The organism is Terriglobales bacterium, from assembly GCA_035764005.1.
GTDB lineage: Bacteria > Acidobacteriota > Terriglobia > Terriglobales > Acidobacteriaceae > Gp1-AA112.
The window spans coordinates 41,669-55,872 of sequence record DASTZZ010000112.1 but is presented as its reverse complement, the minus strand read 5'-3'; the positions used below and the strand labels follow the sequence as shown (position 1 = coordinate 55,872).

The window sequence follows — 14,204 nt, the reverse complement described above, 5'->3', positions numbered from 1 at the left end:
CCGCGAATCTGGGGGAAGATAAACCACATCCAGTGCGTGCGCTTGCGGCCTTCGCGCAACTCTGAGAGAACTCGCTGGTACACAGGGTTCTGCGCTTCAACGAAGCGCTGCAGGTTGTAGCGATCGAGATCCATCGACTTTCGACATAAGCAGAAAGCGTTATGTCTTGATCGATGGTAAACCTTCGAGGATTATTACCAGTTCTTCGCCAGCGGCAAGGCGTTCATCCACCTTGGCAAAAGTCTCCGTAATACTGGCGCGGATTTCAGGATTTGTTTTCAGAGCATCGAACAATTGAGCGCAGGCAGGATCGCGCTCGGCGATGGCCTTGTACACGAGGCGTTCGGTGTATACGCGCTCGAATAGAGCCGCTATGCGCTGGTTTGCCGTGAGTGCCGGTTTTGGAGGAATCGGAGTCTCTTCCGGAGCCTCTTGCGCGGATTCATCCGGTCGAAACGTAACTCGGCCGCAGCCATCGCCCCGACACATCAATGCCACAAGTTGCAGAGCCTTGCTGCCATTCCCATTCGGAGGCATCTGCAGACGCACTGGAATCTTCTCCAGTTGGGTGTTGCCGCAGGTGCACGTCAAACTCTTGAGAGGCATTGGGGAGAACTCCTACTTAGCGCTCTTCATTCCTGAGTGGGTTTGCTTTCTGCGCCGACCACATCACGTCCAAGCTCGCTGTCCGTGCTCGTCTCTTCGTGCACATGATCGACACGAACGCGGCGCGCGATTACATTCGCCGAATCCATGCGAAGGAAGTGTCCGTTGTGGACCAAAGTGTTGAACCGGAACCAGTCGGTGCGATACATGCGACCGGCGGCAAAAAATGTCGCCGAGGCGTCGACCACGCCTTCGAACTCATGCCCGGTCATGGTGAGCAGCCGTTTGCTCACGTTGTCTGTCCATGACGAGCCTCCAATGAGTGGATCGTTGAGCACCCAGCGGTCAAATGGAACCGAAGTCGATAAGTTCCGAAATTGAACTACCTGGAGCAGCACAGAAACTTTGGCCAAGTTGGTGACTACGATCTCTACATCCGTGGCCGAGAGCCGGCGCAGCTTGATGTGCAGTTCAGGCGACCACTCACGCTCGAACTCGGCGCGCGCGAGCGCGAGTCCTTTGTCCGAAGCCTCGACTTGGCGCAGCGTGGCGCGAGCCAGCACCAAGCTGAGAATGCTGGTGACCACGGTCGCAACTACAGGAATGTAGTTGATGACCGAAGTAACCACCCCGCTGTGCTGAATGAACCAAGACATAAGTTGCGCAAGCGTACCTGCATTCCCGAAACGAAAGTAGATGCGTCTGGGGTAGTGGACTTTGGTAACGACCGGGAACGGCGAACACGAAGGTCACGAAGACAACAAAAGAGGTCACAAGGAATCATTTGTGTGACCTCTATGTGTTGCCTTCGTGACCTTCGTGTCCGCCGTTCCTGTGGCTATCGGCCCGGACCGACGTTGTCGCTGGAATTGGGATCCCAGGTGAGTTCCACTCCGGAACCTTCCTTTACTTTTCCGGAGAGTCCGGTGCCTTCTTCAGGTGGAAGGCCGGCTAGTTCGCGCTTTCGGTTTTGGATTTCGCGCAGATCGCGCAGGATCTGGGCTTCGCGTTGCACATATTGATCATCGGTGATCGAACCCTCTTCGAGTTCGATTTGGAGATGCAGCAGTTGCTCTTTCAGGGGAGCATCGTCGGTGTATTGCTCCTCAGCCACCTTGGCCAAAGTCCGCAGGATGGACTTGAAGCCGGTGAAGGGAAGCATGAGAAGGTCGTCAACGAAGAGCATATGTTCACTTAGTTTTGTCATTCCGAGCGCAGCGAGGAATTCCTATAAAGACCATACCGTGCATTCAGAAGGACACGCTTTTTGGCAAGGTAGGGATTCCTCACCGCCAAAAACAGGCGGTTCGGAATGACACGCCAAAACCCTAACTCGCCGTCCCTCTCTCCAATTTCAGCCTGATATTCACAAAGTTATAAGGCGGCCAAGGTCCGGTGTACTTGAAATTCAATCGGTCGCCAAACTTCTGCGCCACCGCATTCACGGCGGCGTCGAACTCCGGCTCCTTATCCTTTTGGATGAGGAAAGCGGCGTTCATGATCATCTTGTCGCCGATGACTTTATTGTCGCGAGAAGCCACGCAGACGGCGCGCAGGCCGTCATAGATTTCGCGCACGACTTCTGCCGCTCGCTCCGCCAGCGCCTTATCGATCATGCGGCCGAGCTGCATGCGGGCGAAGTAGGTGGACTGCAAATGCTTGCGTGTAAGCTCGTGCTGGAAGCGGTGGATCTCCTCGTTCTCGCGCTTGAGCTCTTCGACGATGCGATCACGATCCCAGGTGACCTTAAGTCCGAATTCGAGCTTGTTCGCCATCTGCTTAAGCACATCTTTCAGCGATGGATAGATGCTCTTGAGGACTTCGCGAATGTCATCGTCGGTGCGAAAAACAGTACCGAAGCTCATAGGGATGATCGTGTTGTTCTTCATCACGGTTTCGATCACGTGCTCGTGGGCGAGAGCGTTCTCGCGTGTGGGATCGAAGATGAAGACCGGCGTCTTGCTCACGACGGCAGCGACGTCGCCATGATGAACGGTGTACACGTTTTCACCGGCGCCACCGATTCCGATTTTACCGAAGCTGAAAGGATCGCGTGCTTCGATCACGCCATACACATATCGGCCTTCCTGCTGCTGTTGCTGCAGGCGTGCGCTAGATTGCGCGGGACTTTCGACCGGCTCCAGGCTGTGAACTTCCTTTCGCGCTTCCTTTTTGCTTCGAATCGGCGTGGGACTCGCCTTCTTCTTCGCTTTGCTTGGGCTCATACTCTTCCTTCAAAAGTTTGTCGATCGTGCTGAAGAACTCTTCTATATCAATCGGCTTGTACAGAATCGCGATATTGTCTTTGCGCGCCTGCTCGGCGGTTTCCTTGCTTGCATATCCGGTCAAGATAGCCGCACGCACCTTCGGATTCTTGCGCCTTCCCTGCTCAATGACCTCAAAGCCAGTGTGCTCCTGCTCCAGGGAATAATCGCAGAGCAGCAGATCGAAATCGCGCCGTTTGAGCGCGGCAAGCGCATCGACGGACGAAAGTGCAGTCTCGACGTCGTAGCCTTTTTTGGACAGAATCAGCCCGTAGGTGGTGAGCACGGCGCGCTCATCGTCGACTACGAGAATCGAGAATTTCTTATCTGCTGCCATTCCTTTTCTGAATATCATTCCGAGCGTAGCGAGGAATCCCTACTACTACGAAACCGCTTGGGCGTGGTAGGGATTCCTCGCTGCGCTCGGAATGACAACAAACTGCTACCGTACCGCCGGCAACTCGATCTTGAAAATTGTTCCCTTCCCTACCTTACTCCGCACCGAGATCTTTCCGCCGTGGTTGCCGATGATGCCGCGAACGATCCAGAGTCCAAGGCCGGTGCCCTTCTCTCCCTTGGTCGTGACAAACGGTTCGAAGATGCTCTTCTGCAATTCTCTGGGAATCCCCGAACCGGTATCTGCTACGAGAATGCGAATACTGCCAAGCGGGAACTCTTTACTAGTGCGCACATGACGCGTTCGCAACTGGAGGCGCCCACCATCGGGCATTGCGTCCTTGGCATTGATAACCAGGTTGGAAAGCACTTGACGTAGCTGATCGGCGGCAACAACTGCATCTGGCAACTCGCTGAGCTTGGTCGTGACTTCGATGTTGCTACGCTGCAGCTGGCGATTGAGCAGCAGCAGCGTGTCTTCGATCAGCACATTGATATTGACCGGCTTCACCTGCTCATTGTTGCGGTAGAGACCCAACATTTGCCGCACGATGCGCGCGACGCGCTCGGTCTCAGATTTCAGAATGTCATAGACTGGCTGCGCGTCCGGACGTACCGAATCCGACAGCAGGTAGATGGCGTTCTTGATCGCCTCCATCGGATTGTTAACTTCGTGAGCAATGGTTGCGGCAAGGCGTCCTGCGGCAGCGAACTTTTCGATTTCGAGCATGCGCCGCTCGACTCTCAATTGCTCAACACGCCGCAGCGCGGTTAAATCGCGAAGTACGGTGACAGTGAACGCCACCTGTCCGCGCTCGTCATAGATTTTTCCCGAGCGCGTGTCATATTCGATCTCCTGCCGGCTGTTGGGATCGCTAAGCTTGATGGACCCGCTTTCTTTGTCGGCAAAACCAAAAGTAAAGGCGGTAACGTATGCGTCAAGTTGGGCCTGATTTTTGACACGAATCGTGTCAGGCACTCGCGTGGGGCCGACGGGCTCTTTTTCGCCAACGCCAAACAGGTTCTGCGCAAGCGGATCGAGCAGGACAGCTTTCGCGGAGCCGTCGCACACAACAATGGGATCGCCCACGCTTTCAATAATGACGTTCAACCGGTCGCGGTCCTGGCGAACTAACTCTTCCGCAGCGCGCAGCTTCTCGTAATTGGTGCGTAATTCCTGATCGGCGCGTCGCAGATCGGTTACGTCGCGCATGACCGTGACCATGCCAAGCGGCATGCCATCGCGTCCAAACGTGGGTGTGCAGACGGCCTCAAACAGCATCTCTTCGCCTTCGATAGCATCGATGAGGGTGAGGTCACGTGAGGCTTCCACGCCAGAGACCGCCACTGACGACAACGCCGCAGAAAAGAGAAGATTGTTCATCTCTACTGCGCGCGCCAAACCTTCCGTGAGCCCTTCGGCAATTGTGGAATCCGGAACTTTGAAGAAGCGCTCAGCAGCGCGGTTCTGCACGATGACGCGGTAGTGATTGTCGGTGAGGATGACAGGATCACTCATCGACTGCATGACGGTTTGCAGTTGGGCGATGGTCACGTCCATGTCCGTCATGCGGTTGTAGTAGTGCTCAACTTTGAAGAGCCGCGAGAGATAGCGATTGGCCATCTCAATCAGGTTGTTAAGGAGGATGATGTCCGGAGCGGCTTTTGTCGGCAGTTCAACGGCCACCAGCGCAGCATACGCCCGCATGTTGCAGGTACCGCATACCTGACTCTCCAGGCTCATCTTGCGGCGACGCATGCAGTTATCGACGGCCAAACACTCGCTGCGACGCTCGCGCTCGGCTTCCCAGCAGGGGGTTGTGTTGCTGTACAGAATCGGATGGCAGTAGAGGGAACGATGATGAAGCGATGAGTCCTTCACCACGCTAGGGCGCTGAGAATGCAGCACGTCGACGACGGGGTTCTCGGCAGCGAAGAGCGAGCTGCGGAAGCGATCGAGGTAATTCTTCGAGCAGTTCAGCGAGGCTGAAGGCAAAACTTCGCCGGTTTCGAAATCGACAGCCACGATGAAAGTTCGATCGAAGCCCAGGCCAACGATCTCCTCAAGCAGGATCGGATAAACCTCTTCCGAGCGCTCAGCCTGGAGCAGGCGGAGCGCAGCCGGAGCGCGACGAGGCGAGCCATTTCGCTTGGCTGTCTCCGGCTTCTGCAGGCGAAGTTCGGGCGTTGCCATCATGGGCCCCTAAACGGCGAGGCTTACCGCCTGCCTCCACGACGTACACGTGTGGGTCGTGTACCCGGAACTTCTTCCTCTTCTGTGCCGAACGTTTCTTCCGGCACACCGGCGATCTGCGGACGGCTGACGGTCGGCATGAGTCCGACTGCGTCTGCGTACTTGAGGTACGTGTCGATCGAGGCGACGACGACGCGCGCTTCCACCGTGATCAGATCAATGCCCACCAGCGAAATGCGCACCCACGCGTCAATGACAATGCCTTTGTCCAGTACCCGATCAAGAACGTCAATTAGACTTGATCCGCCAGATACTCTTTCAACAGCCATTTAAGGCCCTCCTGAATCGATTAAAACCTGCTTGCTACTTACTTATTCGTTCCTCTCGGCTTCGGACGAGTCGAACTAGCAGTCGCCGAACGCCTCTGTCCGCGAGTGCCTGCTGCTCGCGTTTGCGCCTGAGCGGGCAAAGGCCTCTCTGGCGCTGTCGGCAAGCGATGGGTCAAATTGGGATCAAATTTCCACCAGTTCATTCCGATCTGCTCTGCTTTGTCGACCGAGCAGACCAGCAGACGAATGCGGACCGTCAGCAGCTCGACATTCGCGAGGGAGATGCGGATGTCGCCGGCGATGACGAGTCCTTTATCGAGAATGCGGTCCAGAATATCGACCAGATTGGTGTTGCCGGATACCGTCGGGAAGCGTTCCATCCTGTAAGACGTTGACCTCGCTTTCAGCTCCTAAGCTGCTCGCCACAGCAAGAACCGCATTGCTTATGGCCACTCGCTACAAGTGACGGCACGCGGCAAAACGCTCCTGATGCCACGCCACTCCTAAGCTTCAGGTTAGCTTGCGCTTGCAGCAAACTACCGCACAAACGCAGCCCAATTCATACACGGCTGCGCTTTACTTCCCGAAGAGTCTAACGGAAAACGTGCCCGGACGGGTGCGGGGGGAAGCATCCGTGAATACCGCATTAAACTGTACAGATTTCTAATATAACGCACAGTTCGATGCAGAACTGCGGAACAGAGTTGCTCCGGAAAAAATTCATTTAAAGGCAGAAATTTCCTCAGCAAAAATAGCGGTCTGTGGACGCCAAACTGTGCCTGTTTGCGACGTGGATTGGGAACCCTGACTGTAACAACGATGTTTGAGATTCTCGTAAAGGTACCTGGGAAAGTCAAACCGCAGCTGGCAATGAAGGGCCGGCTCCCCCAACAAGACGCCCGCGAACAAAACTACCCTTGACTATCTACAATCGCTTTGTAGATTATCTTCAAATGGGCAAACCGAGCGATTTGGTCCAAGGCACCCTCGATCTATTGGTCATGCGGACGATTGCGCCCGAGCCGAAGCACGGTTGGGCCATCGCTAAACGGATCGAACAGATTTCCGATGAGGTGCTGCAAGTGCAACAAGGCTCGCTGTATCCGGCACTGCATCGCTTAGAGCAGCAGGGCTGGATCAAAGCCGAGTGGGCACGGACGGAAAACGGCCGCGAAGCCAAATTCTATTCGCTGACGAAGGCCGGGCAAGAACAACTCGAAACCGAGAAGGCGAATTGGAGCCGGTTATCCGGCGCCATCAACGTGGTGTTGCGAAAGGCTTGAGGAACACAGGTCCAAGGACCGACGCGCGCCCTCGCGCGGGTTCTGGCATTCGTGACTTCGCGATTTAAAAACCTCCCAATCACGAAATCACGAAGGACAGAACGCGGACGGGCGCGGATGCCAATCGTCGGTCCTCTGGTCCTAATGGAGGTATTATGCGTTGGTTCGATCAACTACGACTCCGACTCCGCACGCTGTTTCGGCGTGCTCGCGTTGAAGACGAACTCCAACGCGAACTCCAATTCCATCTCGACCAGCAGATCGTGGAGAACCTGGCTGCCGGCATGTCACCCACTGCAGCGCGCGAAGCGGCGCTGCGCCGGGTCGGAGGTGTTGAGCAAATCCAGGAGAGGTGCCGGGATCAGCGCGGACTGCATTTGCTCGAAACCACTCTGCAGGATATCCGCTACTCGCTGCGGTCTTTACGTAAGAGCCCGGTCTTCACCGCAGTTGCAGTTCTCACCCTGGCGCTCGGGATCGGAGCAAACATCGCGATCTTCAGCTTGATCGATTCCATCCTGCTGAGTTCCTTGCCGATACGACATCCCGAGCGACTCTTCTTTATGGATACCACTTCCGTAAAGGTCGGAATGTTCAACGTCTCGACGAGGCTTCTCTATCGTGATTTGGAGCAAATGGAAAAGCGATCCACTCAAATTGCGGGCTTCGGCTCGAGCGATCGAACAGCCAGATTGAACATCGCGGTCAACGGTCGTGCAGAAGTGGGTCCGGGTGATTTCGTTTCGGGAACATATTTTCAGTTGCTCGGAATTCAGCCCCAAATTGGGAGGCCACTCCTTCCGGACGACAATCTCGAGAGTAGCGGAGCATCCGGCGGATGGTCGGCTGTCATCAGCGACAACTACTGGCATCGCCGTTTTGCCGCAGATCCGAACATCCTTGGGCAGCACATCACGATTAATACAATCCCATTCGTCATCGTAGGAGTGCTGCCGCCGATTTTTTCCGGCCTGAGCTTGGATCAACCTGCGGACGTGCTGATGCCGGCCATTACACAGCTTCAGGTAGCGGGCGGATCTGCTTCCGCCGGCTTTCCCAAACCAGAACAGTCCCCCGGTCAGATCTTTGCGTTGCTCAAGCCTGGAGCTTCCATCAAGAAGGCAGTGGCAGAATTGACTGTCATCTTCCGCAGCACGGAGTTGGCCGACGACAGTCTTCCAGCCCCACAACGGGAAGCCATGAAGAAGCGCGACATCGAACTCTATCCCGCCGCGCAAGGAATAAGTTCGCTGCGCCGCAGTTTTGCCGAGCCGCTTCAGGTACTGATGGTGATTGTCGCGCTGATCATGCTCATCGCATGTGCGAATATCGCCGGGCTTCTGCTGGCGAGAGCAAACGCGCGCCAGAAAGAAACTGCTATTCGCCTTAGCCTGGGCTGTAGCCGAAAGCGCATCGCGCGCCAGTGGCTCACAGAGAGTTTGATGTTGTCGATGCTTGGATGCGCGGTCGGCATTCCTCTCGCCCTGGCTGTGCGAAGCCTGATCGTCAGGCTCGGCGGACAATCTGCGTCCGCAATCGGAATCAATTGGGACTACCGCCTGCTCGGTTTCGTAGTCCTGATCGGCATCATCACTGCCCTGCTATTCGGAGTCGTGCCGGCGCTCCGACAAACTCGAATCGCTCCTAATGACGCTCTAAAGGCTTCGACTACAACGCAGTCCTCGGGTCGTCTGCCGTTTGGACGAATCCTGGTCAGCGCGCAACTGGCGATCTCTCTCGTGCTGGTCGCTGGATCTGGCTTGCTGCTGGTCACGCTGCACAATCTTTACCAGACCCAATTGGGATTCAACATCGAGCATCTCCTAATGATGACACTCGACCCACGCCTCAGTGGCTACGACGATGCTCACACGCACGCCATTTACGTGAGACTGCTTGAAGACCTCGATCGAATGCCATCGGTAAAATCGGCGACGCTCATGAACAATCCGTTTTTGACGGCCCGTGCGCATCTCTCGCATGCAACTTTTCCCGGGTATAGCCCGCAGCCGGGAGAAGACCTCTTGAATTCCTGGATCTTGAGTTACGGGGTAGGCCCACGCTTTTTCGGAACCTTTCAAATGCCGCTCGTTTCAGGACGCGACTTTACCGACTCCGATAATGAACATGCGCCGCCAGTGGTGGTGGTGAACGAAGCACTCGTCAAGCACTTTTACGGCGACAAAAATCCGATCGGGCAAAAAATCGAACTTGGCTCAATTTTCAAATCGGGACAAGAAAAGATGGCCGAGATCGTAGGCGTAGTCCACAATGCTCACTACTTCGATGTGAAAGATGAGCAGCAGATGGCGATCTTCACCGACCTTTTCCAGGTACAGCCCTCGCAGTTTGGCTCAGCGCAGACGGTGATGGTGCGAGGCACGGGAGATCCAACGCGCCTGCTCGATGATGTGCGGGCGGTCGTCCACAGAATCGATCCAAGCTTATCTCTCTTCAACGTCACCACAATGCGAGCGCATCTGGATAACTCGCTGGGACAGCCACGACTCCTGGCGGTGCTCTCCAGCTTTTTCGGGCTGCTCGCACTGCTCCTTTCCGCTATCGGTCTTTATGGCGTGCTGGCATACGGCGTCAGCAAACGAACTGGCGAGATCGGAATTCGGATGGCGCTCGGCGCCGACCGCGCCAGCATCACTCGATTGATCCTCGGCGACACGGCGCAAGTGTTGATCGTTGGAATTGGGGTGGGCCTTGGCCTGGCATGGGCAAGCGCTCGATTGATCAAGAGCATGTTGTACGGCCTTACTCCGCATGATGTGCGCACGTTTGTTCTAAGTGCGCTGGTGTTGGCCATTGTGGCTGTGCTCGCATCTCTGATCCCCACCCGGCGCGCGGTCAAACTCGATCCCATGATCGCGCTGCGCTACGAGTAACCCCGCTTCGGATTGCGCAGCGATTGCCGCATATAATCGCGGGCAATGCCCTCCCGTTCTCGAGCTGTAGCGGAGCAAAGCGTTCTGCGGTTGGATCGTCAGGATCCCTATTTGCGGATCCTTTCTGCAACCGTGTTCGTGCGCGACCAGGATCGAAGCCTGCGCTTCTTCGTCGAGCAACTTGGGTTCACTCTCGTGATCGACATGAGCTATGAATCGGGAGACCGATGGATTGCGGTTGCGCCTCCGGATGGTAGTACCGTGCTGGCGCTTATCTCACCTGCACCCAATTCCAGGGACTCTAAGCGCATCGGACAATCGAAGGACATCTCGTTCGTCACTGAAGATGTAGTCGCCAAATTTCACGAGTGGCGCAATCAGGGCGTTCGCTTTCATCATCCACCGCAAGCGACGCTCTGGGGCGGTATTTCAACCCGCTTTGACGATCCCGACGGCAATACGTTTTCGCTTGTAGGCGGCGATGACTTCGTCCGCGAGATCGAGGCGCAGCGTCGCGCTGCCGCTGAGAAGCTTGAGGCTGAACGCCGCATCGCGCAGGAACTCGACATCGCCAAGCAGGTTCAGGCTCGACTCTTTCCCCAAACTGCGCCTCCGCTACGGACACTGGACTATGCGGGAATGTGCCTGCAGGCACGCGCGGTCGGAGGCGATTACTACGATTTTCTGAACTTCGGACGCGATCGCGTTGGCATTGTGATCTGCGACATTTCCGGAAAAGGAATTGCTGCAGCACTGCTGATGGCCAACTTCCAGGCAAACCTCCGTAGCCAGAGCGCCGTTGCCGCGGATGAGCCCGAACGGTTTCTGCAATCCGTCAATCAGCTCTTCTTTGCCAACTCCGTCGAGAGCGCGTATGCGACATTGTTCTTTGGCGAATATAACGACAGCACGCGTCGCCTGCGCTATGCGAACTGTGGCCACTACTCCGGCCTGCTGCTCAGATCGAGCGGCAAACTCGAACGGCTGGATTCGACCAGCACGGTGTTGGGTTTATTTCCAGAATGGAACTGCTCGATAGCCGATTGCGAACTCGCTCCCGGCGACACTCTCGCGCTTTACACCGACGGCATCCTCGATGCTTTAAGTAAAACCGGGGAAGAATACGGAGAGGACCGGCTTGCCGCCGCTCTCCAGCGCCACCGTAGGCTGCAATCACAACAAATCATCGAAACTATCATCGATGAAGTTCGCCAGTTCGGCGCCGATGAGCAGCTCGATGACATTACGCTCATCGTCGCTAAGGGAAAGAACGCGCCATAGCCAGCGTGTCTTTATAGCTCTCATAATTACTTTGAATCTAAGTCGGACAGAGAAGAATTGGCTCGAAGCAGCCAAACCGCTACTCTGTATGTGCTGTGGAGCAGACTCGTCACACATCGATGGTTCGGCATCAGGCAACTGCCGGCGCCGATCTCAAGAAATTTGACGCCAGCTTCCTGCACCATATTGCCAGAGGCATCGCCTCGGCTGTGCCACTGCCGGACCTGCTGACGCACGTCGTGGAGTTCGCGGTTTCAGCAGCGCAGTGCGATTCTTGCTTTATTTATGTGCTCGAAGGCGATGAACTGATTCTGCGCGCTTCGCACAACGCCCATCCCGACTTGATCGACCATCTCAAACTGAAGCTCGGACAAGGTATTACCGGATGGGTGGCCGAGCACCGGCAGCCGGTGGCGATCGCAAGCAACGCCTATGGAGATCAGCGCTTTCGCGCCTTCAACGAACTCCCTGAAGATCGTTTCGAAGCGTTCCTCTCCGTTCCCATTCTGAATCGAGACCGAGTGGTGGGAGCGATCAACCTGCAGAACCGCGCGCCTTATTCCTACACCGACTACGAGATCAAGATGGTTTCCAGCATTGGCCTGTTAGTCGGCGCTCATGTCGAGATGGCGCGTCTCGAGAGCGAAAACTCACAGCTCTCATACCAACTCGAGACCCGCAAACTTGTGGAGCGCGCTAAAGGCATCCTGCAGCAGGATCTCAAGATCAGCGAGCAGGACGCCTACGTGCGACTGCAGCGCCAGAGCCAGGAAAGCCGCATTCCGCTGCGCGATGTGGCAAATGCCGTGATTCTCAGCCAGAGTCTCCGAGCCAAGCCACGGCCTTAAGGTTCTCGACGTGTTGTCATTCCGAACGGATGCTCACGCGCGCTTTTCGCGTGAGCAGGAGTGAGGAATCCCTACTGACATCCATATGTTTCCACTCACGATACTCGGATCCATAGGGATTCCTCCGCCAACATCAGGCGTTCGGAATGACAGAATTGAACGGCATGCGCCTGCTCTTGAGAAACATCTCCAATCTTCGCGATAAGAACTTTGAATTTGACTTACTAAATACCTGACCGCAGAATCCAAACTGTCAGCACAAGGTTTTCCCTCTTTCGATGCCGAAAGAGGCGAGTCTCTCGGGCACGACGCCGTGCCGCTCCCGTAATCCATATCAGTCGAATTGCTTGCATTCTGAACGACGTTCTACGTGTGTTCTCCGTTCGAATCAGGCATCGCGAATTACGGCCTTGCTCGAAGACTGCAGAACAAATTGTTGGAGGAGGAGTTTGAATGCGTCCCAATACGACACAGCAAACAAAGCTGTCGTTGAGTGCTAAATTTTCGCGTCTTGCCAGGCGACTGCGCGACAAAGAATGGCGCCGCTACGGAGGATTGCTGATCGCGGGCAAAGCCGTCGGCCTAATGGCGGTGCTGGCGGTAATTTACCTGGTGTCGAGCTTCTGTTTCGCTCATGCCTTCGCCGCCGAAGCGATTCCAGAGGTCAAAGTCTCTGACGTGATCAACCCCATCAACACCATGTGGACGCTCATTGCTGCGTTTCTTGTGTTCGGAATGCAGGTTGGGTTCACCATGCTCGAAGCGGGTTTCTGCCGTTCGCGCGAGACCGTGAACGTGTTGATGGAATGCATTGTCGATACCTGCCTTTGCGGGTTGCTGTTTTATGCATTCGGCTTCGCATTCATGTTCAGCCACGGCAACGGATTCATCGGCTATCACTGGTTTTTCTTGAAAGATGCTCCGGTAACCTATGAGACCACCGGCGTGGCGTTTCTTGCATTCTGGCTTTTCCAATTCGCCTTCGCCGACACGTGCTCAACAATCACATCGGGAGCGATGATTGGCCGCACCGGATTCGTGGGCGACCTTCTCTATAGCGTCGCTGTTTCTGGATTTATTTACCCGATCATCGGCCACTGGGCATGGGGTCCGGATGGATTCCTTGCCACCATGGGCTCGGCAGGCAACTTCCTTCCCGGATTGGGACAAGGCTTCCACGACTTCGCCGGATCGACCGTCGTTCACACCATTGGCGGATTCGTCGCCCTGGCTGGATCGATCATTCTCGGACCGCGGCTAGGACGCAAGTTCAAGCGCGATGGCGGCGGTCCCATGATGCCGCACGACCTCACCATTGCTGCCAGCGGCGGCCTGTTGCTCTGGTTCGGCTGGTACGGTTTCAATCCGGGAAGCACCCTTTCCGCGATGGACTTTGAAGGCATCGGTCGAGTAGCGGCCAACACTACGCTGGCTGCTTGCGCTGCTGGCCTGACGGCTATGCTCTACGCGTACATTGGCAGCAAAAAATGGGATGTGAGCTTCACCGTCAATGGATTTCTCGCTGGTCTCGTGGCGATCACGTGCCCATGCTATTGGGTGAGTCCAACCGGTGCGATCCTGCTTGGCGGCGTCGCCGGCGTGATCGTTGTGCTCGGTGTGGAGTTTCTCGAATGGCTACGCATCGACGATCCCATCGGCGCCGTTCCCGTACATGGCATCTGCGGCATTTGGGGCACGCTCTCACTCGGACTGTTTGCCTGCGGTAAATACGGAGCCACTGGACCGATTACTCCGGATAACTCTGCCGCACTCAAAGGTCTCTTCTATGGCGGCGGTACTACGCTGCTGGCTGCTCAGGCCATTGGCAGCGTGATCGTCACACTTTCGACGTTCGCTGTGGCAATGGCAGTCATGTACCTGGTCAATCTGACCGGAACGCTGCGCGTCTCCAGGGAAGGCGAGCTGTATGGCTTGGATCTGCACGAACACGGCATTTCGGCTTATCCGGAATATGTGATCTCCGGTCTGGGCAGACCAGCTGGAATGCCGGCGGAAACCCAGCTTGTGGAAGAGCCGGCGCTCATCGCTGCCAAGGTCACTGCAGGACACGCATTCCAGAAAGTAGGCTCGTGAGCTTCGTCCTGACCT

At 55.9% G+C, this 14,204-nt stretch carries 14 protein-coding genes; 5 read left to right on the top strand and 9 right to left on the bottom strand.

Annotated elements, in window-relative coordinates; translation table 11 throughout:
* From VFU50_19050 to VFU50_19010, 9 genes are all read right to left on the bottom strand, one after another.
* Nucleotides 1–134 (bottom strand): DUF1810 family protein (locus VFU50_19050; protein HEU5234962.1); only part of this gene is annotated, 134 nt, incomplete at its 3' end.
* Between the two features lie 25 nt (nt 135–159).
* Nucleotides 160–606 (bottom strand): hypothetical protein, encoded by a 447-nt coding sequence (locus VFU50_19045; GenBank protein ID HEU5234961.1) that lies wholly within the window; start codon nt 604–606, stop codon nt 160–162.
* Between the two features lie 26 nt (nt 607–632).
* Nucleotides 633–1,262: a hypothetical protein gene (locus tag VFU50_19040; GenBank protein ID HEU5234960.1), complete on the bottom strand. Its 630-nt coding sequence runs from the start codon at nt 1,260–1,262 to the stop codon at nt 633–635.
* A gap of 182 nt (nt 1,263–1,444) precedes the next feature.
* Nucleotides 1,445–1,792: a gas vesicle protein GvpG gene (locus VFU50_19035; GenBank protein ID HEU5234959.1), complete on the bottom strand. Its 348-nt coding sequence runs from the start codon at nt 1,790–1,792 to the stop codon at nt 1,445–1,447.
* A gap of 142 nt (nt 1,793–1,934) precedes the next feature.
* A complete protein-coding gene (locus VFU50_19030; protein HEU5234958.1) occupies nt 1,935–2,831 on the bottom strand; it encodes a GvpL/GvpF family gas vesicle protein in 897 nt (298 codons plus the stop codon).
* Complete coding sequence (locus VFU50_19025) at nt 2,719–3,207, bottom strand: response regulator (GenBank protein ID HEU5234957.1); 489 nt, start codon at nt 3,205–3,207, stop codon at nt 2,719–2,721. Before VFU50_19025 ends, VFU50_19030 begins: the two co-directional genes overlap by 113 nt.
* A 105-nt stretch (nt 3,208–3,312) precedes the next feature.
* Nucleotides 3,313–5,463, bottom strand: a complete 2,151-nt coding sequence (locus tag VFU50_19020) for an ATP-binding protein (GenBank protein HEU5234956.1) — start codon at nt 5,461–5,463, stop codon at nt 3,313–3,315.
* 20 nt (nt 5,464–5,483) lie between these two features.
* Complete coding sequence (gvpA, locus tag VFU50_19015) at nt 5,484–5,789, bottom strand: gas vesicle structural protein GvpA (protein ID HEU5234955.1); 306 nt, start codon at nt 5,787–5,789, stop codon at nt 5,484–5,486.
* A gap of 38 nt (nt 5,790–5,827) precedes the next feature.
* Nucleotides 5,828–6,169: a gas vesicle protein gene (locus tag VFU50_19010; protein HEU5234954.1), complete on the bottom strand. Its 342-nt coding sequence runs from the start codon at nt 6,167–6,169 to the stop codon at nt 5,828–5,830.
* Nucleotides 6,170–6,742: 573 nt separating this feature from the next.
* On the opposite strand from VFU50_19010, the gene VFU50_19005 reads away from it, so the two are divergent.
* The 5 genes from VFU50_19005 (at nt 6,743) to VFU50_18985 (ending at nt 14,189) form a co-directional block, all read left to right on the top strand.
* Entirely contained in the window at nt 6,743–7,072 is a 330-nt protein-coding gene (locus VFU50_19005; GenBank protein ID HEU5234953.1) for a PadR family transcriptional regulator, read from the top strand.
* 155 nt (nt 7,073–7,227) lie between these two features.
* Nucleotides 7,228–9,966 carry an ABC transporter permease gene (locus VFU50_19000; protein ID HEU5234952.1) on the top strand — a complete coding sequence of 913 codons (2,739 nt, stop codon included), beginning with the start codon at nt 7,228–7,230 and terminating at the stop codon, nt 9,964–9,966.
* Nucleotides 9,967–10,011: 45 nt separating this feature from the next.
* Nucleotides 10,012–11,247 (top strand): SpoIIE family protein phosphatase, encoded by a 1,236-nt coding sequence (locus tag VFU50_18995; protein ID HEU5234951.1) that lies wholly within the window; start codon nt 10,012–10,014, stop codon nt 11,245–11,247.
* 119 nt (nt 11,248–11,366) lie between these two features.
* The gene (locus VFU50_18990; protein ID HEU5234950.1) at nt 11,367–12,095 is read left to right on the top strand and encodes a GAF and ANTAR domain-containing protein; all 729 of its coding nucleotides are present in this window, start codon (nt 11,367–11,369) and stop codon (nt 12,093–12,095) included.
* Between the two features lie 453 nt (nt 12,096–12,548).
* Entirely contained in the window at nt 12,549–14,189 is a 1,641-nt protein-coding gene (locus VFU50_18985) for an ammonium transporter (protein HEU5234949.1), read from the top strand.
* The last annotated feature ends 15 nt before the right edge of the window (nt 14,190–14,204 follow it).

Coding starts and splice junctions, on each gene's coding strand:
- VFU50_19025 (HEU5234957.1), bottom strand. CDS start 3,207: ATGGCAGCAGATAAGAAATTCTCGATTCTCGTAGTCGACGATGAGCGC.
- VFU50_19040 (HEU5234960.1), bottom strand. CDS start 1,262: ATGTCTTGGTTCATTCAGCACAGCGGGGTGGTTACTTCGGTCATCAAC.
- VFU50_19005 (HEU5234953.1), top strand. CDS start 6,743: ATGGGCAAACCGAGCGATTTGGTCCAAGGCACCCTCGATCTATTGGTC.
- gvpA (HEU5234955.1), bottom strand. CDS start 5,789: ATGGCTGTTGAAAGAGTATCTGGCGGATCAAGTCTAATTGACGTTCTT.
- VFU50_19010 (HEU5234954.1), bottom strand. CDS start 6,169: ATGGAACGCTTCCCGACGGTATCCGGCAACACCAATCTGGTCGATATT.
- VFU50_19035 (HEU5234959.1), bottom strand. CDS start 1,792: ATGCTCTTCGTTGACGACCTTCTCATGCTTCCCTTCACCGGCTTCAAG.
- VFU50_18985 (HEU5234949.1), top strand. CDS start 12,549: ATGCGTCCCAATACGACACAGCAAACAAAGCTGTCGTTGAGTGCTAAA.
- VFU50_19000 (HEU5234952.1), top strand. CDS start 7,228: ATGCGTTGGTTCGATCAACTACGACTCCGACTCCGCACGCTGTTTCGG.
- VFU50_19030 (HEU5234958.1), bottom strand. CDS start 2,831: ATGAGCCCAAGCAAAGCGAAGAAGAAGGCGAGTCCCACGCCGATTCGA.
- VFU50_19020 (HEU5234956.1), bottom strand. CDS start 5,463: ATGATGGCAACGCCCGAACTTCGCCTGCAGAAGCCGGAGACAGCCAAG.
- VFU50_18990 (HEU5234950.1), top strand. CDS start 11,367: ATGGTTCGGCATCAGGCAACTGCCGGCGCCGATCTCAAGAAATTTGAC.
- VFU50_19045 (HEU5234961.1), bottom strand. CDS start 606: ATGCCTCTCAAGAGTTTGACGTGCACCTGCGGCAACACCCAACTGGAG.
- VFU50_18995 (HEU5234951.1), top strand. CDS start 10,012: ATGCCCTCCCGTTCTCGAGCTGTAGCGGAGCAAAGCGTTCTGCGGTTG.